The following is a 22,196-nucleotide window of genomic DNA, read 5'->3' on the forward strand; positions in this document are numbered from 1 at the left end:
TCTGCTTTATTTATTTAAGCCAGCATAGTCACTGGATTCTCAATAAACGCACGTAACGTTTGTAGGAATTGAGCACCTGTTGCGCCATCTACAGTTCTATGATCACAAGCAAGCGTTAATTTCATGGTATTACCCACTACAATTTGCCCGTCTTTAACTACTGGTTTCTCTACAATTGCGCCTACAGAAAGAATTGCTGAATTTGGCTGATTGATGATGGAGGTAAAACTCTCAACTCCAAACATTCCTAAGTTAGACACCGTAAATGTACTTCCTTCCATTTCGGCAGGTGTTAATTTCTTAGTTCTAGCTTTTCCGGCTAAATCTCTAACAGAAGCACCAATTTGAGATAATCCCATTTGATCTGTAAATTTCAATACAGGAACTACCAGCCCATCTTCAACAGCAACTGCTACTCCTACACTAATGTGGTGATTGTAACGTGTTGTATCTCCATTCCATGAGGTATTTACTTGTGGGTGCTTTCTAAGCGCCATAGCACAAGCTTTTACCACCATATCATTGAAAGAAACTTTCGTATCCGGTAAGCTATTAATTTGTACTCTTGAAGCTTTTGCATTATCCATATCTACCTCTATATTCAGGTAGTAATGTGGTGCTGTAAACTTAGATTCTCCCAAACGCTTAGCAATAACCTTACGCATTTGATTGTTCTTAACATCTTCAACACTTTCCTCACCAACTGGCAATGCTAGTGGAGCACCTGCACCAGAAGCTTTTGCTGCTGGAGCTGCTGCTTTTGGAGCTGGAACAAAGTTTTCTACATCTTTCTTAACAATTCTTCCATTGTCTCCTGATCCAGTAACGTCTCTTAAATTTACTCCTTTTTCTGAAGCAATTTTCTTAGCTAATGGAGAAACAAATATTCTTTGCCCGTCGTTTGCTACAACCTCTTTAGTTTCAGCAGGAGCACTTGGCGCTGCTTTACTTTCAGTTTTTGCAGTTTCTTTAGGAGCTGCTGCAGCTGCCTTTGGAGCTGCGCTAGATGGCTTTGATGCTAAAAGTGCATCAACGTCTGTACCTTCAGGGCCAATAATAGCTAAAATAACATCAACAGGAGAAGATTCTCCTTCTTGTGTTCCTATGTATAATAAGGTTCCTGAATAGAAAGACTCAAACTCCATCGTAGCTTTGTCTGTTTCTATTTCAGCAAGGATATCACCCTCTTCAACTTTATCGCCTACTTTTTTCAACCAAGAAGCAATGGTACCTTCTTCCATGGTATCACTTAAGCGCGGCATTTTTATAATCTCTACCCCTTCTGGAATTTCAACAGATTCTGAAGCTTCACTAGCAACTGTTTCTGGTTCAGCAGCAGATTCTTCCTGCTTTTCCTCCGCTTTAGCTTCAGGAGCCGAAGCACCATTTAATAATGCTGAAATATCTTCTCCTTCTTCACCAATAATAGCTAGTAAGGTATCTACTGGAGCACCATCTCCTTCTTGAATTCCAATATGAAGTAATGTTCCTTCATTGAAAGATTCAAATTCCATGGTTGCTTTGTCGGTTTCTATTTCTGCTAAAATATCACCTTCTTCAACTTTATCACCTACGTTTTTTAACCACTTAGCGACTGTACCTTCTTCCATGGTATCGCTAAGTCTCGGCATATTTATTACTATTGCCATCTAACTATAATTTATGTTGTAAAAATGGATAATCTTCTTGCTCGTAAACCATATCATACATTTGGCTTACTGGAGGGAAATCTGACTCTTCAGCGAATTTTTCACATTCCGCCACTAAGCTTTTCACCCTTTTCTCAATCGTCTTAATTTCTTCATCAGAAGCGTATTTTTTATCCTTAATTACATCTAAAACTTGTGTAATAGGATCTATTTTCTTGTACTCTTCTACTTCTGCTTTTGTTCTATAATGCTGTGCATCTGACATAGAGTGACCTCTATATCTGTATGTTTTCATTTCTAAGAAAGTTGGTCCTCCTCCAGATCTTGCTCTTTCAATGGCTTTACTCATTTCTTTAGCAACAGTCACAGGATCCATACCATCTACAGGTCCACATGGCATTTCATAACCTAAACCTAATTTCCAGATATCTGTAGAGTATGATGTTCTAGCTACGGAAGTTCCCATAGCATAGCCGTTGTTTTCACAAACAAAAACTACTGGCAACTGCCAAAGCATGGCAAGATTAAAGGTTTCATGTAATGAACCTTGTCTTACTGCACCATCACCCATATAACATAAAGTAACAGCGTTACTCTTTTTATATTTATCTGCAAAAGCTAAACCAGCACCTAATGGAATTTGACCTCCAACAATACCGTGACCACCATAAAAACGGTGTTCCTTTGAAAATATATGCATTGAACCTCCCATACCTTTTGAGGTACCCGTAACTTTACCAAACAATTCGGCCATTACTCTTTTTGGATCAACACCCATACCAATTGGCTGCACGTGATTCCTATATGCAGTAATCATTTTATCCTTTGAAAGATCCATAGCATGAAGAGCTCCTGCTAAAACAGCTTCTTGTCCGTTATAAAGGTGTAAAAACCCTCTAACTTTCTGTTGAATATAAACTGCTGCTAATTTATCCTCGAATTTTCTCCAGAACAACATGTCCTCATACCATTTAAGGTAGACCTCTTTTGTGATTTTTTCCATTTAAATATGAATTTATAGAACTAGTTCACCTCTATCCAACTTTAGAAGTGAAAAATTGAAAAGCAAAAATACACATATAAATCAATAGGGGAAAAAAATTACAGAAAAAGCGCATCGTCTACCAAAAATTAAACGAATACTTCTTCAAAAGTGAGAATTTCGTAAAAAAACTAGGACTCATTGAGATTCTTCTATTATAAAAAAGAACTATTGAAAGCTAGTGGCAAGATATCAGACAGCGAACTTATTTTGATTACTTCACCAATTTCCCCCATTAAAAGGATAGAAATAGGTTCTTTCTGTTTCTGCTCGTATTCTATCATTGCTTGCCTACAATTACCACAAGGAGCAGCAGGTTCTTTTACCGCATAATTCTTTGAAGTTGCTGTAATCGCAACGGCTTTGATCTTTACACCTGGGTATATGGCACCCGCCTGAAAAATAGCCACCCGTTCTGCACATAATCCTGATGGGTACGATGCATTCTCTTGATTATTGCCCACCACTACTTTACCATTTTCTAAAAGCACAGCAGCGCCTACATGAAAACTAGAATACGGAGCGTATGCATTAGCTCTGGCCAATACAGCCTGTTCCATTAGACTCATATCTTCTTGCGCTAAGCGCTCTAAAGATGGGAAAACTTCGTACTCTACTGTTATTTGTTTCTTCAATGTTATTTTTTTTTGAAAGGTAGTAAATTTCGAAACTATTTGAATTAAAATAAAAAAATCCAAATTCAAAATAAACATTTCGAATTTGGATTATGCTATTAAGCTATTCTTCTTAATCGTTTATGAACTCTTCTCCTAAATTAAAGGTAAGTGAAAAACGCAAGGTATTCTCTAAAGGATTTTGAATTTTAGAAGACGAAAATAGATAAGATAAATCTACTTGAGCCGCTTTAAATTTAAAACCAGCACCCAAAGAGAAGAATTTTCTGGATCCTTTTTCTTCACTCTCATTAAAATATCCTGTACGCAACATAAATGCATCTTGATAACTATACTCAGCACCTAAGGCCCAAGTAAACTCTTTCAATTCTTCCGAGAAACCATCAGGAGCATCATTAAAGGATTTAAAGACACCGCTTAGAAATCCTATTTCTTGATATTCTGCATTATCTACCGAATCAATATCACCGTCCTCATCAAAATCCTGAGGCGTTGGCACTAATAATTTATTAAACTCTGTAGAAAGTGCTAACTTATTATCTGCATCAAAAATAAAATCAAAGCCGGTTCCAAATTTTAAATTTGTTGGTAAGAAATTTTCTTGTCCGCCTTCATCATAAGAAATCTTATTTCCTAAATTAGAAAGGTTAAAACCTAATCTCCATCGTCCATCAAAGTTATCATAAGCAATCTCTCTAGAACGGTAAAAACCTGCTATATCTACAGCAAAAGCACTAGCCGCTTGAGTATCGGCAGACCCCGCTTGATCAGGGAATTTTAAATTGGAGCTAATAAAACGTGCCCCCACAGCCATAGCAAAAGTTTCGCTAAGCTTTAAAGAATAAGAACCATCAATAGCAAATTCATTAGGTTTTGTTAATGTTCCTGGATCATTTGCAAATTGTCTAAGCTCTATTTCCCCTAACGTAAAATATCTTATACTCGCAGCAAAAGCACTACGATCATCAATTTTATTATAAAAACTAGCATTTAACAATGCTATATCTGTAATAATACTTTCCAAATAAGGCGTGTAACTAATTCCTATACCCATTTTTTGTTCCGCAAAAGCAAACTTTGCAGGGTTCCATTGTTGCGAATATGCATCAACGGACGTCGCTACACCAATATCACCCATACCAGAGGCACGAGCATCTGCAGAAATTGTTAAAAAAGGAACAGCCGTCGTAATAACACGTTCAGTTTGAGCGGACACTTTAAAATAACCTAAAACTAAGGCAACTACTAATAATTTTTTCATCTCTCGTTTTCTATACTTAAAATTTATTTGGTTTTCAGGTTATTGATTAGCGCTGGTACATAAAAGTTATATCAATATTATTACAGTAACGTTCGATTTTAAAAAAACTTATTCAAAAGAAAAAAAAAGCAAAAAATAATTTTCTGTCCTATATAGTATATCAGAAGATTTTATAGATAAGCTGGAATAAAAAACGGTATTTGAGAAAAAAGGAAAAAACAAAATACTAATACGATCATTACTGCGTTATTAATCTGTAAATACAATTTGGCGTACAGAATTAAAAAACTATAAATATTTTTAGATTTACATAAAATATTCTGTAGAAAACACCGTTCTTTAAGCCGAAAGCAGTAATTACAAACCAAAATATAATGATTTACCTAACTACATAAAGTAGTTATTTTATTGAACTCAAGTCCTAATTATGAAAAAACAATTCATCAAAGTTGTACTCTCTTGTGCTGTTATTGCAGGTAGTGTTAGTAGTTGTAAAAATTCTTCTTCTTCAAAAAACACTTCAAGAGCTACAGGTTGGAAAATAAATGCAAAGGAAGGTGGTTTTCAACACAACACAGACTATAAAGAGCAAGAAACTGCTCCAGGTTTGGTTTTTGTTGAAGGTGGTACTTTTACAAAAGGTAAGGTACAAGACGATGTTATGCATGACTGGAATAACACTCCAACAGCGCAGCATGTTATGTCTTTCTACATGGATGAAACAGAAGTTACCAACTCTATGTATTTAGAGTACTTAGATTACTTAAAGAGTGTTTACCCTCCTGAAGATCCAAGATATGCGAATATCTACACAGGTGCTTTGCCTGATACTTTAGTATGGAGAAATCGTTTAGGATTCAACGAAACCATGACCAACAACTACTTACGTCACCCGGCATATGCAGAATATCCTGTGGTTGGTGTAAACTGGATCCAAGCCGTACAATTTGCGGAATGGAGAACAGATAGAGTAAATGAAATTATGCTTGAAAGAGAAGGATACCTTTCTGAAGAAGCAAAATATAAAGTGGTAAACGGAGATATTGAAGGTACATTTAGTACTGAAGCTTACTTGAATAGACCTGAGTCTGTTTATAATGGGCAAATAGATTCTTTACAAGGAAAAATGAAGAAAGATTCTGTTTCTAACTTCGCATCAAGAAGTACAGGTATCATCTTACCTGAATACAGATTACCAACAGAAACAGAGTGGGAATACGCTGCTGCTGCACAAGTAGGGTCTAGAGAATACAACAACCAAAGAGGTAGAAAAAAATATCCTTGGGAAGGTGATTATACTAGAAACGGACAACGTCTTGGCCGTGGTGATCAATTAGCCAACTTTAAACAAGGTAAAGGTGATTACGGTGGAATTGCAGGATGGTCTGATGATGGTGCTGATATTACAGCTCAAGTTAAATCATACAAGCCAAATGATCTTGGATTATACGAGATGGCAGGTAACGTTGCAGAATGGGTTGCTGATGTTTACAGACCTATTGTAGATGATGAAGTAAGTGATTTTAACTACTACCGTGGTAACATTTACATGAAAACAGCCATTGGTGAAGACGGAAAAGTAAATGTAATTAGAGATTCTATTGTTTACGATACCTTACCAAACGGAAAAGTCGTTGCAGTAAATTTACCTGGCGAATTGAAAATGGTTGCTGTAGATGAAAACGAAACTTATTTAAGAACAAACTTCTCTTCTAGTGATAACAGAGGTTATAGAGATGGTGAACCAGGATCTTCAAGATTCTACGACAGATTCAGTGATGATGAGGACGGCGATGAAAAGAAGAAAATGTACAACTCTCCAAAACATAAAGTACAACGTGATTCTTTAGGAGCTATAACTCGTAACTATGACAAATCTAACTACAGAACTACATTAATTAATGATGAAGTTAGAGTTTACAAAGGTGGTTCTTGGAGAGATAGAGCATATTGGTTAGACCCAGCACAACGTAGATACTTACCTCAATATATGGCTACTGACTACATCGGATTTAGATGTGCAATGTCTAGAGTAGGTTCTAAGTCTAAAACAAAGAACAAAACCGTTAGAAGTAAAAAAGTGAAATAATCTTTTTATAAAAAATAGTAAAAGTCCCGATGCAACCATCGGGACTTTTTTTATACTTTAGTTTTATGAAAATAGAAAAGCTCCATGAACTTTTTTTAGAGTTCCCTACCATAAGTACCGATACTAGAAAAATAACTAAAGACTGTATTTTTTTCGCATTAAAAGGTGATAATTTTGACGGCAATACCTACGCAAAAAAGGCCATAGAAAGTGGTGCAAAATATGCGATTATTGACCAACAAGAATTTGCTGTAAACGATTCCTTTATTTTAGTTACAGACGTTCTAACCTGCTTACAGGAGTTAGCCAATTTTCATAGAAAATTTAGCTCAGCAAAAGTAATTGCACTAACAGGCAGTAATGGCAAAACCACGACCAAAGAACTTATAAATTCTGTTTTAAGCACCAGCTACAGAACAATTGCTACCGTTGGAAATCTAAACAATCACATTGGCGTACCCTTAACCCTACTTCACATAAAAGCGGATACCGAAATTGCCATTATAGAAATGGGTGCTAATCATCAAAAAGAAATTGAATTCTTATGTAGTATTGCAGCGCCAGATTTTGGATACATCACTAATTTTGGAAAAGCACACTTAGAAGGGTTTGGCGGATTTAAAGGTGTCATTAAAGGAAAAAGTGAACTATACACCTATCTTCAACAAGAGAATAAGCCAATCTTTTTTAACGCAGATGACGAAATCCAAGTTACAAAATTAGCACCTTATATCCCTAAATTTGGTTTCAGTCAAACAGATGCTAAATACTACAACATTGAACTTAAGAAGGTAGATCCTTTTGTGACCATCAGCTTTGAGAAAGAAGAAATAAACTCAAATCTAATAGGTGCATATAATTTCATCAATTGCTGTGCAGCTATTATTATGGGAAAATACTTCAATGTTCCAATAGCGCAAATTAAAAATGGAATAGAACGCTATATCCCCGCTAACAATCGCTCTCAAATATTGGAGCAAAATGGCCATAAAATAATATTGGACGCTTACAATGCCAACCCTAGCAGCATGAAAGCTGCTTTGGAGAATTTCAGCAAACTAAAAGCATCCAAAAAAATAGTTTTCTTAGGAGACATGTTCGAGCTAGGAAACTCCGCTCCCGAAGAACACCAATATATTGCCGAATTAACTTCGTCCCTTAATTTTGATGATGCTTTTTTAATTGGCGAAAATTTTGCCTTAACGAGTTCTCATCTAAAAACCTTTAAGTCTTTTAATGAACTCTCAGAATTCTTAAAAAGCAATACACTTCAAAATAGTGCTATTTTGATTAAAGGATCAAGAGGCATGGCTTTGGAAAGAATGCTAGACCTAATTTAAAAAATTAGTAAGATGAATGCCTCCATTAGCATTCATCTTACTAGTACCACTCTTCTGCCTATTAAAATTCTGAATGTGATTTTATGAGCGCATCTAACTCTGAGTTATACTTTTGCAAAGTGGCGTCATTAAGATCAAAAGTTTCCTTGAAGACTGAAAAAACTATTTCCCGATGTTTTTTCACACTCTTGATATCAAAATAGAGCCTCCCTGTTCTTCTGACAAAAAAATCTAAGGGAGTTACCACCATTTCATTATGAATGCAAAATTGCAATTCTGCTAAAATTAATTTTTCTTTAGGCTTCTCATTAGTACTAGCATTATAACATTCTAAAATAGCTTCTGTCTGCTTCCCATACGTTGTCACTAGATACCAAGCCCGATGCTTTTTAAAGTTATCAACTTTAAGAATTTTATGAATCTTGGCTATATACTTCTTAACCTCTTTATAGTTCTTCCAAGGCCCTCCTACAAGCGGAATCTCATCTGTAAAGACATCTTTATATGCTACATTTGTTTGTCGTTCTAATCGCCTCTGAAGTTTATCAACTACCCTTTCCGCCATTTTACGATACCCCGTAAGCTTTCCCCCAGCCATACTTAGCAAGCCTGAATCAGATTTAAATATCTCATCCTTTCTTGAAAGCTCTGAAGGCGATTTTCCTTCTTCGTGAATTAATGGTCTTAAACCTGCCCAAGAAGACACAATATCTTTACGCTCTAAATGAACACTAGGAAACATGTTATTGATAGCGTCTAATAAATAATCTGCATCTTCTACAGTCGCTACAACATCTTCCTTAGAACGCTTGTAATTGGTATCCGTTGTACCTGCATAAGTTACATTTCCTCTAGGAATAGCAAACATCATGCGACCATCTGGAATATCGAAATACACGGATTGTTTTAGCGGCAGTTTTTCTTTCTCAAATACCAAATGAACGCCTTTGGTCAAATGCAATTGCTTTCCTTCTTTAGAATGATTGATAGTTCGCAACTCATCTACCCAAGGGCCTGCAGCATTAATGACAAACTTAGATTTAATTTGATATTCCTCCCCACTAACTACATCCTCAACTTTAACTCCCGAAATTTGACCATCTGTATACAAAAAGTCATTGACCTTCGTATAGTTTAAAGCTGTCCCACCAAAATTTAATCCTGTTTTAATATTCTCCAAGGTTAATCTAGCATCGTCTGTTCTATATTCCGCATAATAGCCAGAACCTTTTAAGATAGCTTCAGGAAGTAGCGGCTCTAAGGCTAAGGTTTTCTCCTTATCCATCATCTTACGCTTATCATCACCTTCTACATCTGCGAGAATATCATACACCTTCAACCCAAAAGAAGTCATCCATTCGCCATAGGAGCCATTTTCTATTAAAGGCAATAGCATTTTCTCAGGAATGACTAAATGTGGCGCCAATTTATGCACTATAGCACGCTCTGTACCCACTTCTTTGACCAACAAAAGCTCAAACTGTTTTAAATACCGCAGTCCGCCATGAATTAGCTTGGATGATTTACTACTGGTTCCGGAAGCAAAATCACCCTTTTCTACCAAGGCCACTTTCATTCCTCTTGAGGATGCATCTAGTAAAATACCTGCCCCAGTAATCCCCCCACCAATAACTACCAAATCAAAAGTTTCTTCTCTTAATTTTTCAATTATCTCGTTTCTTTTAAAATATGTAAAATGATTTTTTTCCATTTATGAAGATCAGTCAGCTTTTAAAGAAACTTCAATTTCTTTAAAAAATAAATTCAACTAAAGTTATAGAATAAAATAGAACTATTAGATGTAAATGAAGATAGATTGGAAAAAATAGAGAGGAGGGTAAAATAAAAAAGGCTTCCATAAAAATGGAAGCCTTTTAATTACTGTGGGCCCTGTAGGATTCGAACCTACGACCCCCTGCTTGTAAGGCAGGTGCTCTAAACCAACTGAGCTAAGAGCCCGATTTGCTAAACTTGTTTCGTTAAGCGAGTGCAAATATATAATAGTTTTTCAATTCTCAAAAGAAAAAAATGATTTTTTTTATAAAATTTCTGCCACAACAAAAGTACTTCCGCCCACATAGACAAAATCACGCTTAGATGCCGCCGACAAAGCACTTTCAAGTGCCTTATTTACAGAAGAATAAGATTCCCCTATCAATTTATGCGCTTCCGCAGTATTTTTTAAAATAATTTCATCTAAACCTCTATTTATTTTTGGAGCACAAAAATAATACCTCGCATTTTTTGGAAAAAGTGGTAAAATTAATGCCAAGTCTTTATCTTTTACAAAACCTAAAACTACATGCAACTGATCATATTTTTGTTTTAATAGTTGTTGTATGACTATTTTCAAACCATCCGTATTATGTGCTGTATCGCAAACTACGCTTGGATGTTCTGATAGTGTTTGCCACCTTCCTAATAGACCTGTATTGACCACCACATTCAACAAGCCTTTTCTAATAGCTTCTTTTGACACCTTAAACGCCTTAAGCTTATGGATAACCTCAAGTACACCTTTCATGTTTTTCTCTTGGTAAGATCCTAATAAACACGTCTGATAGACATCCTCTACGATTTGATCAGCAAACGTAATTTCAGCGTCCTTAGATTTCGCAATGGCCATAAAAACTTCTTGCGTCTCTAATTGTGTCTCACTTATTACAACGGGTACATTATTCTTTATAATCCCAGCTTTCTCCGCTGCAATTTTAGCAAGCGTGTCACCAAGGAGCTCTACATGATCTAAACCAATATTGGTAATCAATGAAACTTCTGGATGAATAATATTTGTAGAATCTAACCTTCCTCCTAATCCAACTTCTATTACCGCAATATCAACATCCTGATTTACAAAATAATCAAATGCCATACCTACGGTCATCTCAAAAAAGGAGAGCCTATTCGCTTTTAAATAGTCAAAATTAGTTTCGATAAAATCAATAACCTCTTCCTCAGAAATAGAGGTTCCGTTAATTTTTATGCGTTCTCTGAAGTCTTTTAGATGAGGGGAAGTATACAAGCCTACTTTATAGCCCGCTTCTTGCAATATGGAAGCAAGCATATGACTACTTGAACCTTTACCATTAGTACCGGCTACATGTATACTTTTAAACTTATGTTCTGGATGATTTAAATGCGCAGCAAAATTTTTAATACCCTCTAATTTTCCTGAATGAGCACTTACCCCTTTTTGCTGATACATTGGAAGTTGCGCAAACATCCAATCCAACACTTCTTGATAAGTCATGCGCTAATCTGACAATTTGAAATTCACCACCACAAAACCAACTTGTTGGTTTGGCGCATTAGGATCTGGCTTCCAAGTATGTGCTTTTGCGGTCAGCTCTGCAGGTTTCATTAAACAAGGGTTTGTATTGGTCGTCCCTTTCACTCCTGGAGTAGCACTAATCACACGACCATTTCTATCCACAATAATTTTTACTACCACCCTACCTTCTTCATTGCAGTCTTGTTTTACAGAACTACTGCCCGCTAATGATCTACCGTTTAATCCGTAACCACCACCGCCGCTTCCAGAACCTGGAGATCCATAATAACTCGTGGCATAAGGGTTTCCATTAGGATTTCCTTTATCTCCCGATTTATTATCATTGCCCTCACCACCCGATGCAGAACCGTCGGACTTATTAAGTCCTCCCATCATTTCATCAAGCTTTCTTTTTTTAGCATCTTGCTCTTTTTGAGCTTTTTCTTTTGCCTCTTGTTTTTCACGAGCTACACGATCCGCCTCTGCTTTTGCTGCTTTCTCTGCAGCATCTGCCTTACGCTTTGCTTCTTTTTGCTGTTTGATCACCAAAGATTCTTCACTATCTTGGGTAACCACTTTTTCTGTTGGTTGCTCACTAGATGCTGCATCTTCCGGAACCACTTCTTCAACTTTCTCTTGTTGCGAAGGTGGAACAACCGGAGTATCTAATGGCTCTGATTGAATCTTTTCTTTAGGTTGAACAGTTCCGCTCCCATAATCTGTAGTACCGAAGTTCACTGAAATACCATTCTCTTCTGGAGGATCTAAATAAGTTAGCCCCACATAAAAAAGCACTAACAACAGTAGACTTAAAAGTACTGTTGTTAGTGTAAAAGATTTTTTCTTATGTCTCGTGTCTAGTAATGACATTATTTTGGTCGCACTGCCAATATCACCTTGAACTTATTCTTATTAGCAATATCCATAACGTTAACCGCCTCTTTGATAGCAACGCTTTCTTCTGCTCTTAGAATAATTGTAGGGTTCTCTTGTCCTTCTAGTGCTTTTTTTAGTTCAATTTCAATGTATTCTCCGTTAATTCTCTCATTATTTACGAAGTATTCTAAATCTTTATTAATACTTACAGAAACATTCTGAGTACTTGTAGATTTTCCTTTTGCTTTTGGCAATAACAAATCTAATGCATTTGGCGAGTTAGAGGTTAACATAAAAAATACCAATAACAAGAATACAATATCTGTCATGGAGGACATACTGAAGTCTGGACTTACTTTATTTCTACCTTTTAGTTTCATAACTAGAAATTAAAGAGGTTCGTTTAATAAGTCTAAAAATTCAACAGCATTCGCTTCCATACTATGAACTACTTTATCTGTTCGGTTTACCAAATGATTGTAACCAATGTAAGCAATAATACCTACAATTAAACCAGCTACAGTAGTTGTCATCGCTGTATAAATACCCGATGCTAATGATCCCATTTCTGCCTGACCACCACTTGAGGCCATTTCATGGAATGCTAATATCATACCAATTACCGTACCTAAAAATCCAATCATTGGAGCAGCTCCAGCAACTGTTGCCAGAATACTAACATTCTTCTCCAACTTGTAGACTTCCAAAGTACCTGCGTTCTCAATTGCTTTGTTGATGTCTTCTAAAGGCTTACCTATTCTAGATATCCCCTTTTCAGTTAATCTCGCAACAGGAGAATCTGTTTGAGCACAAAGTAATTTCGCCGCTTCTAATTTTCCGTTGGATACATGATCACGGATTTGATTCATGAAATTTTTATCAATCTTTGATGCCGCCTTTATCGCAAATATTCTTTCGAAATAAATGTATAATGCCACAAAAAGCATAACAAACAACACGGAGATAATAATGATACTCCCGGTACCACCATTAATAATTAAATCAATAACCGAAAGTGTTTTTTCTTCCGGCAAAGCCTCTCCTATTTGAGCCTCTTCAACAAGGTCTTGGAACAATAACATATAAATATTCTATTAAGTTGCTGTTATAACGGCATTATACCGATAAAATTATACGTTTAATATAAAATTTCTCATCAAAATAAAAACAGCAGCTCCAGATAAAAATCCGACTAAGGCTAACCAAGATATTTTCTTGAAATACCAGAAGAAATCTATCTTCTCCATTCCCATTGCAACTACTCCTGCAGCAGAACCAATAATTAACATACTACCACCGGTACCCGCAGAATAAGCGATAAAGTGCCACGCTGGCTCATCTAATCCTATTTGGAACATTCCAATACTTGCCGCTACTAATGGCACGTTGTCAATAACTGCAGAACCTACACCTAATAACATAACCACTAAATCTGAAATAATCGTAGAATGTAATTCTGTTCCTAATCTTGGTACGGTTTCATTTAAAACTCCTGCGAAATCAAATAATAATCCTAATGACTCTAAAGCCGCTACCGCTAATAAAATACCTAAAAAGAATAAGATACTCGGCAACTCAATTTTAGATAACGAACTATGCACAGGACTATGATGACCTGCAGCCTCAGACTCCCCATCAATTGTAGAGATACTAAATTTAGAGCTACTATATATTTCCGCAAAGGCTGCTACAAATGCCAATGATAACATCATCCCTACATAAGGAGGTAAATGTGTCACGGACTTAAATATGGGAACAAAAATAATTGCACCAAGACCCAAATAAAACATTGTTGCTGCATATCTAGACTTAGGCTTATCATCATCACTTGCATCATCTGCTACACTTCCTTTGAAGACACTCATACGAGATGCAATAAACGTAGGTATTACAAAACAGAAGATTGACGGCACCAATACATGCTCTACTAATACGCCTGCTGTAACTTTATTAGCAATCCATAACATAGTAGTAGTAACATCTCCAATTGGAGACCAAGCACCACCCGCATTGGCTGCGATAATAATTAGACCCGCAAACCACAATCTTAAATCGCGCTCTTTTATTAATTTCTGAAGTATTGTAATTAAAACAATAGTAGCCGTGAGGTTATCTATAATTGCTGATAAAACAAATGCTAAAGAAGAGACAATCCATAAAAGGCTGCCCTTCTTTTTTGTTTTAATATATCCTTTAATCGTAGAGAAACCATCAAAATAATCTATAATTTCAACAATAGTCATCGCTCCTAACAAGAACACTAAAATCTCTGCAGTCTTCCCTAAATGGTGCAATAAAACACCTTCTAAATGATGTGACTCTTTACCAACACCTGGAATAATATCATAAACCTCCATGTGTGTTAATGCGATAATAGCCCACAAAATAGCCATCATTCCTAAGGCAGGAATAAGCTTATCTATTTTAAGATTATGTTCTAGAGTGATCGCTAAATAACCTAGTACAAATACAATTACTACAATGGTTTCCATAAAATTAGTTAGTTTAAATTAATTGTTTTAATGCGATTTCAAAAGCTGTTTTGCTTAAGTTCGTTTTTGTTGAATTTTGATCAAAAATATTTAAAATTGCGTTTCTGATAGTGGTTGATGTATCCATAAAAATTAATTCATCATCCATAGAAACTCTTCCTTCCATAAAAAAGGCAAATACACGCGCCATTCCACAGTTAGAAATAAAATCAGGTATCAAACTTACTCTTTCATCTGTAAATTCCATAATTGGACCAAAGAAAATTTCTTTATCTGCGAACGGAACATTAGCGCCGCAAGAAATTACTTCCAATCCTGTATCAATCATCCTACTTATTTGATCCTTGGTCACTAATCTTGATGCCGCACACGGTGCAAAAATTTCAGTTTTCAAATTCCAAATACGTTCGTTAATTTCTTCAAACGGAATCATATCCTCAGAAACCAGCGTGTTACCGTCTTTATTTTTATACAGATTTACAATTTCTTCAAATGTAAAGCCTTCTTCCTTTATAACACCACCTACTCTATCTATTATTCCAACAACCTTTGCTCCCATTTTTGCTAAGTAAAATGCTGCAGCAGCACCAACATTACCAAAACCTTGAACAATAGCCCTTTTTCCCGTTACCGATCCTCCAGAAATATCATAAAAATGTTTTACCGCTTCAGCGACACCAAAACCAGTAATCATATCTGCGACAGTATATTTTCTAGAAACATCAGGAGAATAATTATCGCCTTCTAAAACCTTAATAACTCCAAGTCTTAATTGCCCTATTCTATTAATCTTATCTGCTTCCGTAGGCTTAAAATGTCCGTTAAAAACCCCTTCTTGAGGATGCCATACACCCGCATCTTCAGTAATAGGAATAACTTCATGAATCTCATCTACATTTAAATCTCCACCCGTACCGTAATAACTTTTTAACAATGGAGCCACAGCATGATACCACCGTTCTAATACGCCTTTTTTTCTTGGGTCGTTAGGATTAAAGTTTATCCCAGATTTAGCACCTCCTATTGGAGGACCAGATACCGTAAACTTAACTTCCATTGTTTTTGCTAATGACAAAACTTCATTAACATCAAGACCTTCTCTCATTCGTGTACCACCACCGGCAGCACCACCTCTTAAGGAATTAATTACCGTCCAACCTTCAGCTTCTGTCTCCGTATCTTTCCAATGGAACACAATTTCTGGTTGTTTATTCTCGTATATAGCTAGCAAATCTTTCATGCGTCTGATTCTTTAATTAAAATTAATGTGACTTTTTTAGTTACTTGTAAAACATTCTCCGAAAAACTAAGTTAATATCCCCAAAGCGGGGTTACTGTTGTCTCATAATTTTTATTTTAAAAAATCTACGAATACTATAGATATAGCAAATATAAAAATAATGAATCGCAATAAAAGCTTTTAACAAAAAGTAAACACGATTTTTTGCGAATCTTTAAAGCCGCAATCGACGCTTACGAAATTCCCTGTTTAAGAAGGTTTTTTTTAATCATATAACAATTATCAGTTATATTTGTAGTAGTTTTTTAATTATATCATAATTATATGGATTTTACTTTATCAGAAGAACAATTAATGATTCAACAAGCAGCAAGAGATTTTGCTCAAACTGAATTACTACCAGGTGTTATAGAAAGAGATGACGCGCAAAAATTCCCAGAAGAACAGATTAAAAAATTAGGCGAGCTTGGGTTTTTAGGAATGATGGTAGATCCAAAATATGGAGGAAGCGGACTTGACACGTTATCTTATGCTATTGCCATGGAAGAACTTTCTAAAGTTGACGCCTCTTCTTCAGTCGTTGTTTCCGTTAATAATTCTTTAGTATGTTGGGGGCTAGAAACATTTGCTAGCGAAGAACAGAAACAAAAATATTTGACAAAATTAACCACAGGCGAAATGATTGGCGCTTTTTGTCTTTCTGAACCCGAAGCAGGGAGTGATGCAACTTCTCAAAAAACTACCGCAATAGATAAAGGAGACCATTACCTATTAAATGGAACAAAAAATTGGATTACTAACGGCGGTACAGCTGGCGTATATTTAGTAATTGCTCAAACAGATATAGAAAAAGGACATAAAGGTATTAATGCTTTAATCGTCGAAAAAGGAACTCCTGGATTTGAAATAGGACCTAAAGAGAATAAGTTAGGAATTAGAGGTAGCGATACGCACTCCTTAATGTTCAATGATGTAAAAGTTCCCAAAGAGAATAGAATTGGTGAAGACGGATTCGGGTTTAAATTTGCTATGAAAACTTTAAGTGGTGGAAGAATTGGCATTGCTGCACAAGCATTAGGCATAGCAGCAGGAGCTTATGAGCTAGCGCTGAAATATTCTAAAGAACGTAAATCTTTCGGCACAGAAATATGTAATCATCAGGCAATCGCTTTTAAATTAGCAGATATGCATACGGAGATTGAAGCCGCTCGTTTATTAGTGTATAAGGCTGCACTAGACAAAGACAACGGGAATAACTATGATCTATCTAGCGCTATGGCAAAATTATTTGCTTCAAAAGTAGCTATGGACACAACTGTAGAAGCCGTACAAATTCACGGTGGTAACGGGTTCGTCAAAGATTACCACGTAGAACGATTAATGAGAGATGCTAAAATTACTCAGATCTACGAAGGAACCTCTGAAATACAAAAAATTGTCATCTCCAGAAGCATCATTAAGCAGTAAAAAAAACAAAATATTTAAAAGCACCCCTACATTTATAGGGGTGCTTTTGTATTTAATATAACTATTTTCACCACAACCCCTATTTAGAACATATTTAAGACCATTAAAATCATTAAAACTACACAACACCCCACCGTATTACAGGGGTAGACACTCCGCATTGTTTCAAATTATCATAATCTTAAATTAACATAAACTTAAAGTCGATAATGACTATATTTTAATGATTTATTCCAAACGATGTTTTTTTTGTTACATATCATTACAATAGGTATGAATAATTCAACAAAATTGATATTTTTGAGGAAATACAATAATTTATGGCGTTGAAGAAACAAGGGTTATACCTACCGGAATTTGAGCATGATAACTGTGGTGCAGGATTTATATGCAGTCTTAAAGGAAAGAAATCTAATGATATCATCCATAAAGCACTTGAAATTTTGGAAAAACTTGAGCACCGTGGTGCAGTAAGTTCTGATGGAAAGACAGGTGATGGTGCAGGTATTCTAATTGATATTCCTCATGCATTTTTTCAAGAAGTTTGTGATTTTGAACTGCCTGAAGCTGGAGAATACGCAACTGGAAATATCTTTCTACCTCAAAAAGATAACCAAAGAGAATTTTGTATTTCAGTTTTTGAAAAAAATATTAAAAAACAAGGCTTACAACTTTTAGGCTGGAGAGATGTTCCCGTGAACAAATCTGTTCCTGGAAGAATTGCTATGGAGACCGAACCTTTTGTTCGACAAATATTTGTTGCTAAAGAGAATCCGGAGCAAACTTTCTTTGATTTTAATTTAAAACTGTACATCGCCAGAAAAACTACAGAGCACACTATAATTGATTCTAAGTTATCGGAAAGTAAATTTTTCTATGTACCTAGTTTATCAACAAAAATTATCATATTCAAGGGCTTATTAATGCCGGAAGATATAAGTCTTTACTATAAAGACTTAATGGATCCTAGAGTAGTTACTAGACTCGCATTAGTACACCAACGTTTCTCTACCAACACATTTCCAACCTGGGATTTAGCACAACCATTTAGATACATGTGCCATAACGGAGAAATAAACACCTTAAGAGGTAACGTTACACGCATGCGTTCTCGTGAGGAATTACTTAAGAGTGATTTCTTCGGAGATGAAATAAAAAGTATTATTCCAATAATCCTTCCAGGAAAATCAGATTCCGCGACCATGGATATGGTGGTTGAGTTATTATTGATGACTGGACGTTCCTTACCAGAAGTAATGATGATCTTAGTTCCAGAAGCGTGGGAGAAGAATCCTGACATGTCTGAAGCTAAAAGATCGTTCTACGAATACAACTCTTGTCTTTCAGAACCATGGGATGGTCCTGCATCAATCCCGTTTACCGATGGAAACTATATTGGCGCTGTATTAGATAGAAACGGACTAAGACCTTCTAGGTATACCGTTACCAAAGATGGCAATGTTATTATGTCTTCTGAAACTGGAGTGGTTGATATAGCTCCGGAAAACATTGAATTACATGGTCGTTTAGAACCAGGTAAAATGTTTCTTGTAAACATGGAAGAAGGTCGTATTGTAAACGATGAGGAAATAAAAGAAGAGATTGCAAGCAGACATCCTTATAAAAATTGGTTGGACAAAAATCTTGTTCACCTTAAAGATATACCTTACAATGATTGTCCTTTATTTTTAAACGAGGCGTCATTAGAAAAAAGAAAAGCAACTTTTGGATACACCTTAGAAGATATTAATACCATTATACTTCCAATGGGAAAAACGGCAAAAGAACCATTAGGTTCTATGGGTAGCGATACTCCTATTGCCATATTATCTGAACGTCCACAATTAATATATAACTACTTTAAGCAATTATTTGCACAAGTAACCAACCCACCATTAGATGGTATTCGTGAAGAACTAATTACAGATATAAGTTTAACACTAGGTAGTGATCACAATATTTTTGATTTCACAGAACTTCATTGTCGTAAATTAAAGATTCAAAATCCTGTAATTTCTAAAGAAGATTTAGACAAGATTAAAAACTACGATGCGAGTCCTGATTATAAGGTAACCTCTATTCCTATTCTTTACGAAGTAAATAAAGGAAATAATGGCCTTGAAGATGCACTTCAAGATATGCTGAACCAAGCTAGCAAGGCTATTGACGAAGGCACAAACATCATTATTTTATCCGATAGAAATGTAAGCGAAGAATTAGCACCTATCCCAGCACTATTAGCATGTTCCTTTGTAAATAGTGGATTACAAAAACTTAAAAAACGCTCTAAACTAAGCGTTATTATAGAATCTGCAGAACCAAGAGAAGTGCATCACTTTGCCTTATTATTTGGCTTTGGAGCTAGTGCTATTAACCCTTACTTAGTAAATGAAATTATTGCTGAGCAAATAGAGGAGCATGATATTACTGAGTTTACTAAAGAAGAAGCTATTAAAAATTACAATAAAGCGGTCGGTAAAGGCATCTTGAAAGTAATGAACAAAATAGGAATCTCTACGCTAAACTCTTACAGAGGCTCTCAATTATTTGAATGTATTGGTATCAATACTAAAGTTGTAGAAAAATATTTTCCTAATACCGCTACAAGAATTCAAGGTATCGGACTTTATGAAATTGAAAAAGAGATTGCTAAACGTCATCAAAAGGCATTTACTAATAAACATGTTGCCGCAAATTTAGACCTAGAAATGGGTGGTGAATATCGATGGAGAAGAGACGGAGAAAAACATATGTTCAATCCGCTATCTATTGCCAAATTACAACAATCTGTTCGTAATAACGAACCAGAGTCTTACAAAGAGTTTGCTAAAATGGTGAACGAACAATCTAAAAATTTAATGACTATTAGAGGTTTATTTGAGTTTTCTAATTATGATCCTATTCCTTTAGAAGAAGTTGAGCCTTGGACAGAAATTGTAAAACGTTTCAAAACGGGTGCCATGTCTTATGGTTCTATTAGTAAAGAAGCCCACGAGAATTTAGCAATTGCTATGAATAGAATTGGTGGTAAAAGTAATTCTGGAGAAGGTGGAGAAGATCCTGATCGTTTTTACAAAAATGCAACAGGAGATTGGAGAAACAGTGCCATAAAACAAGTAGCATCAGGTAGGTTTGGAGTTACCTCTAACTATTTGACAAATGCTCAAGAAATACAAATAAAAATGGCACAAGGTGCCAAACCGGGTGAAGGTGGCCAATTACCAGGTGCTAAGGTTAACCCTTCTATCGCGAAGACTAGAAACTCTACGCCTTACGTTGGACTAATATCTCCACCACCGCATCATGATATTTATTCTATTGAAGATTTATCACAATTGATATTTGATTTAAAGTCTGCCAATAGAGAAGCACGTATTAATGTAAAACTTGTTTCCGAAGTTGGTGTTGGTACCGTTGCTGCAGGAGTATCTAAAGCAAAAGCAGATGTAATTTTAATCTCTGGTTTTGACGGCGGTACAGGAGCATCTCCTTTAACATCTTTAAAACACTGTGGTTTACCATGGGAACTTGGTATAGCAGAAGCACAACAGACGTTAGTCATGAATGATCTTAGAAATAGAATTGTTCTAGAATGTGATGGCCAATTAAAAACAGGTCGTGATGTCGCTGTAGCTTGCCTATTGGGTGCTGAAGAATTCGGATTTGCAACAGCTCCATTAGTAGCTTCAGGATGTATTATGATGCGTGTATGTCATTTAAATACATGTCCTGTAGGGATTGCAACACAGAACCCTGATTTAAGAAAAAAATTCAAAGGGAAACCAGAACACGTTGTAAACTACATGTATTTTGTAGCCCAAGAATTGAGAGAAATTATGGCTCAATTAGGTTTTAGAACCATTAATGAAATGGTAGGTCAAGTACAGAAGCTAGACCGAAATAAAGCTATTGATCATTATAAAGCTGCAGGTATAGACTTAACTCCTATTTTATATAAAGTGGATGTTCCTGCTGGAACGAAATTCTACAATACGCAAAAACAACAACATCATATAGAAGAATCTATTGAGTTTGATATTATAGCGAAAGCTCACCCTGCCCTCTTTAGAAAAGAAAAGATGAGCATTGATTACCCTATCAAGAATACAGATAGAGCAGTTGGAGCTATTATTAGTAATGAAATTTCAAAAATTTACGGTGCAGAAGGTTTACCTGAAAACACTTTAAAATTAAATTTTACAGGTTCTGCTGGTCAAAGTTTTGGTGCATTTAGCACCAAAGGAATAACGATGGTCGTGAATGGTAATACTAATGATTACCTTGGAAAAGGCTTATCGGGAGCCAAATTAATTATTAAGGTTCCTGGAAAAGCAACCTTTAAACCAGAAGAGAATGTAATTACAGGAAATGTAACCCTTTATGGCGCTACTTCTGGAGAGGCTTATATAAATGGTAAAGCAGGAGAACGTTTTTGTGTGCGTAACTCTGGAGCAAAAGCCGTTGTAGAAGGTATTGGAGATCATGGTTGTGAATATATGACAGGAGGTATTGCTGTTATTTTAGGAGAAGTTGGCCGTAATTTTGGTGCAGGTATGAGTGGCGGTGTCGCTTACATCTACGATAAGAATAAAACCTTTGAGAAAAACTGCAATAAAGAGGCGCTAAACTTATTGCCTGTTGATGAAGATAAAGATATTGCTGAATTAAGAGCATTGATTGAAAATCACTACAACGCAACTTTTAGTCCACTTGCACAGCGTATATTAGAGAAATGGGAAGAAACTCTTCCGCTATTCACTAAAATATTACCTGAAGAATACAAACAAGCATTAATTCGTTTAGAGAACGAAAAATTAGAAACTATATAAATCGA

Annotated in this window: 15 protein-coding genes and 1 tRNA gene; 4 read left to right on the forward strand and 12 right to left on the reverse strand. The window is 35.8% G+C overall.

The window, feature by feature from the left end:
* Window positions 1–14: 14 nt before the first annotated feature.
* The 4 genes from BLQ19_RS05575 to porV form a co-directional block, all read right to left on the reverse strand.
* Window positions 15–1,649, reverse strand: a complete 1,635-nt coding sequence (locus tag BLQ19_RS05575; protein ID WP_074537659.1) for a pyruvate dehydrogenase complex dihydrolipoamide acetyltransferase — start codon at window positions 1,647–1,649, stop codon at window positions 15–17.
* 4 nt (window positions 1,650–1,653) lie between these two features.
* Window positions 1,654–2,652: a pyruvate dehydrogenase (acetyl-transferring) E1 component subunit alpha gene (pdhA, locus tag BLQ19_RS05580; RefSeq protein ID WP_024479228.1), complete on the reverse strand. Its 999-nt coding sequence runs from the start codon at window positions 2,650–2,652 to the stop codon at window positions 1,654–1,656.
* Window positions 2,653–2,846: 194 nt separating this feature from the next.
* Window positions 2,847–3,326, reverse strand: coding sequence for a cytidine deaminase (gene cdd, locus BLQ19_RS05585; RefSeq protein ID WP_024479227.1), 480 nt, complete (start codon window positions 3,324–3,326; stop codon window positions 2,847–2,849).
* Between the two features lie 112 nt (window positions 3,327–3,438).
* Window positions 3,439–4,587 (reverse strand): type IX secretion system outer membrane channel protein PorV, encoded by a 1,149-nt coding sequence (gene porV / locus BLQ19_RS05590; protein ID WP_074537660.1) that lies wholly within the window; start codon window positions 4,585–4,587, stop codon window positions 3,439–3,441.
* A gap of 427 nt (window positions 4,588–5,014) precedes the next feature.
* On the opposite strand from porV, the gene gldJ reads away from it, so the two are divergent.
* Both gldJ and BLQ19_RS05600 read left to right on the forward strand, forming a co-directional pair.
* The gene (gldJ, locus tag BLQ19_RS05595; protein WP_029445250.1) at window positions 5,015–6,676 is read left to right on the forward strand and encodes a gliding motility lipoprotein GldJ; all 1,662 of its coding nucleotides are present in this window, start codon (window positions 5,015–5,017) and stop codon (window positions 6,674–6,676) included.
* A 65-nt stretch (window positions 6,677–6,741) separates the two neighbouring features.
* The gene (locus BLQ19_RS05600) at window positions 6,742–8,016 is read left to right on the forward strand and encodes a UDP-N-acetylmuramoyl-tripeptide--D-alanyl-D-alanine ligase (protein WP_074537707.1); all 1,275 of its coding nucleotides are present in this window, start codon (window positions 6,742–6,744) and stop codon (window positions 8,014–8,016) included.
* A gap of 61 nt (window positions 8,017–8,077) precedes the next feature.
* Here the strand turns inward: BLQ19_RS05600 and BLQ19_RS05605 are convergent, their stop codons facing one another.
* From BLQ19_RS05605 to BLQ19_RS05640, 8 genes are all read right to left on the reverse strand, one after another.
* Window positions 8,078–9,727: a glycerol-3-phosphate dehydrogenase/oxidase gene (locus BLQ19_RS05605; RefSeq protein WP_074537661.1), complete on the reverse strand. Its 1,650-nt coding sequence runs from the start codon at window positions 9,725–9,727 to the stop codon at window positions 8,078–8,080.
* 173 nt (window positions 9,728–9,900) lie between these two features.
* Window positions 9,901–9,975 (reverse strand) — tRNA-Val (locus BLQ19_RS05610).
* A 79-nt stretch (window positions 9,976–10,054) separates the two neighbouring features.
* Entirely contained in the window at window positions 10,055–11,266 is a 1,212-nt protein-coding gene (locus tag BLQ19_RS05615) for a bifunctional folylpolyglutamate synthase/dihydrofolate synthase (RefSeq protein ID WP_074537662.1), read from the reverse strand.
* Between the two features lie 3 nt (window positions 11,267–11,269).
* Window positions 11,270–12,157 carry an energy transducer TonB gene (locus BLQ19_RS05620; protein WP_024479221.1) on the reverse strand — a complete coding sequence of 296 codons (888 nt, stop codon included), beginning with the start codon at window positions 12,155–12,157 and terminating at the stop codon, window positions 11,270–11,272.
* Window positions 12,157–12,543 carry an ExbD/TolR family protein gene (locus tag BLQ19_RS05625; RefSeq protein WP_024479220.1) on the reverse strand — a complete coding sequence of 129 codons (387 nt, stop codon included), beginning with the start codon at window positions 12,541–12,543 and terminating at the stop codon, window positions 12,157–12,159. Before BLQ19_RS05625 ends, BLQ19_RS05620 begins: the two co-directional genes overlap by 1 nt.
* Window positions 12,544–12,552: 9 nt before the next feature.
* Window positions 12,553–13,245 (reverse strand): MotA/TolQ/ExbB proton channel family protein, encoded by a 693-nt coding sequence (locus BLQ19_RS05630; RefSeq protein ID WP_024479219.1) that lies wholly within the window; start codon window positions 13,243–13,245, stop codon window positions 12,553–12,555.
* 48 nt (window positions 13,246–13,293) lie between these two features.
* On the reverse strand, window positions 13,294–14,655 hold the full coding sequence (gene nhaD / locus BLQ19_RS05635; RefSeq protein ID WP_024479218.1) for a sodium:proton antiporter NhaD: 1,362 nt from the start codon (window positions 14,653–14,655) through the stop codon (window positions 13,294–13,296).
* A 13-nt stretch (window positions 14,656–14,668) separates the two neighbouring features.
* Window positions 14,669–15,895: a Glu/Leu/Phe/Val dehydrogenase dimerization domain-containing protein gene (locus tag BLQ19_RS05640; protein ID WP_074537663.1), complete on the reverse strand. Its 1,227-nt coding sequence runs from the start codon at window positions 15,893–15,895 to the stop codon at window positions 14,669–14,671.
* A gap of 324 nt (window positions 15,896–16,219) precedes the next feature.
* Between BLQ19_RS05640 and BLQ19_RS05645 the strand changes: the two genes are divergently transcribed.
* Window positions 16,220–17,362, forward strand: a complete 1,143-nt coding sequence (locus BLQ19_RS05645; protein ID WP_024479216.1) for an acyl-CoA dehydrogenase family protein — start codon at window positions 16,220–16,222, stop codon at window positions 17,360–17,362.
* 320 nt (window positions 17,363–17,682) lie between these two features.
* Window positions 17,683–22,191 carry a glutamate synthase large subunit gene (gene gltB / locus BLQ19_RS05650; protein WP_074537664.1) on the forward strand — a complete coding sequence of 1,503 codons (4,509 nt, stop codon included), beginning with the start codon at window positions 17,683–17,685 and terminating at the stop codon, window positions 22,189–22,191.
* Window positions 22,192–22,196 lie beyond the last annotated feature (5 nt).

It is taken from the genome of Cellulophaga baltica (assembly GCF_900102165.1).
GTDB classification, from domain to species: Bacteria; Bacteroidota; Bacteroidia; order Flavobacteriales; family Flavobacteriaceae; genus Cellulophaga; species Cellulophaga baltica.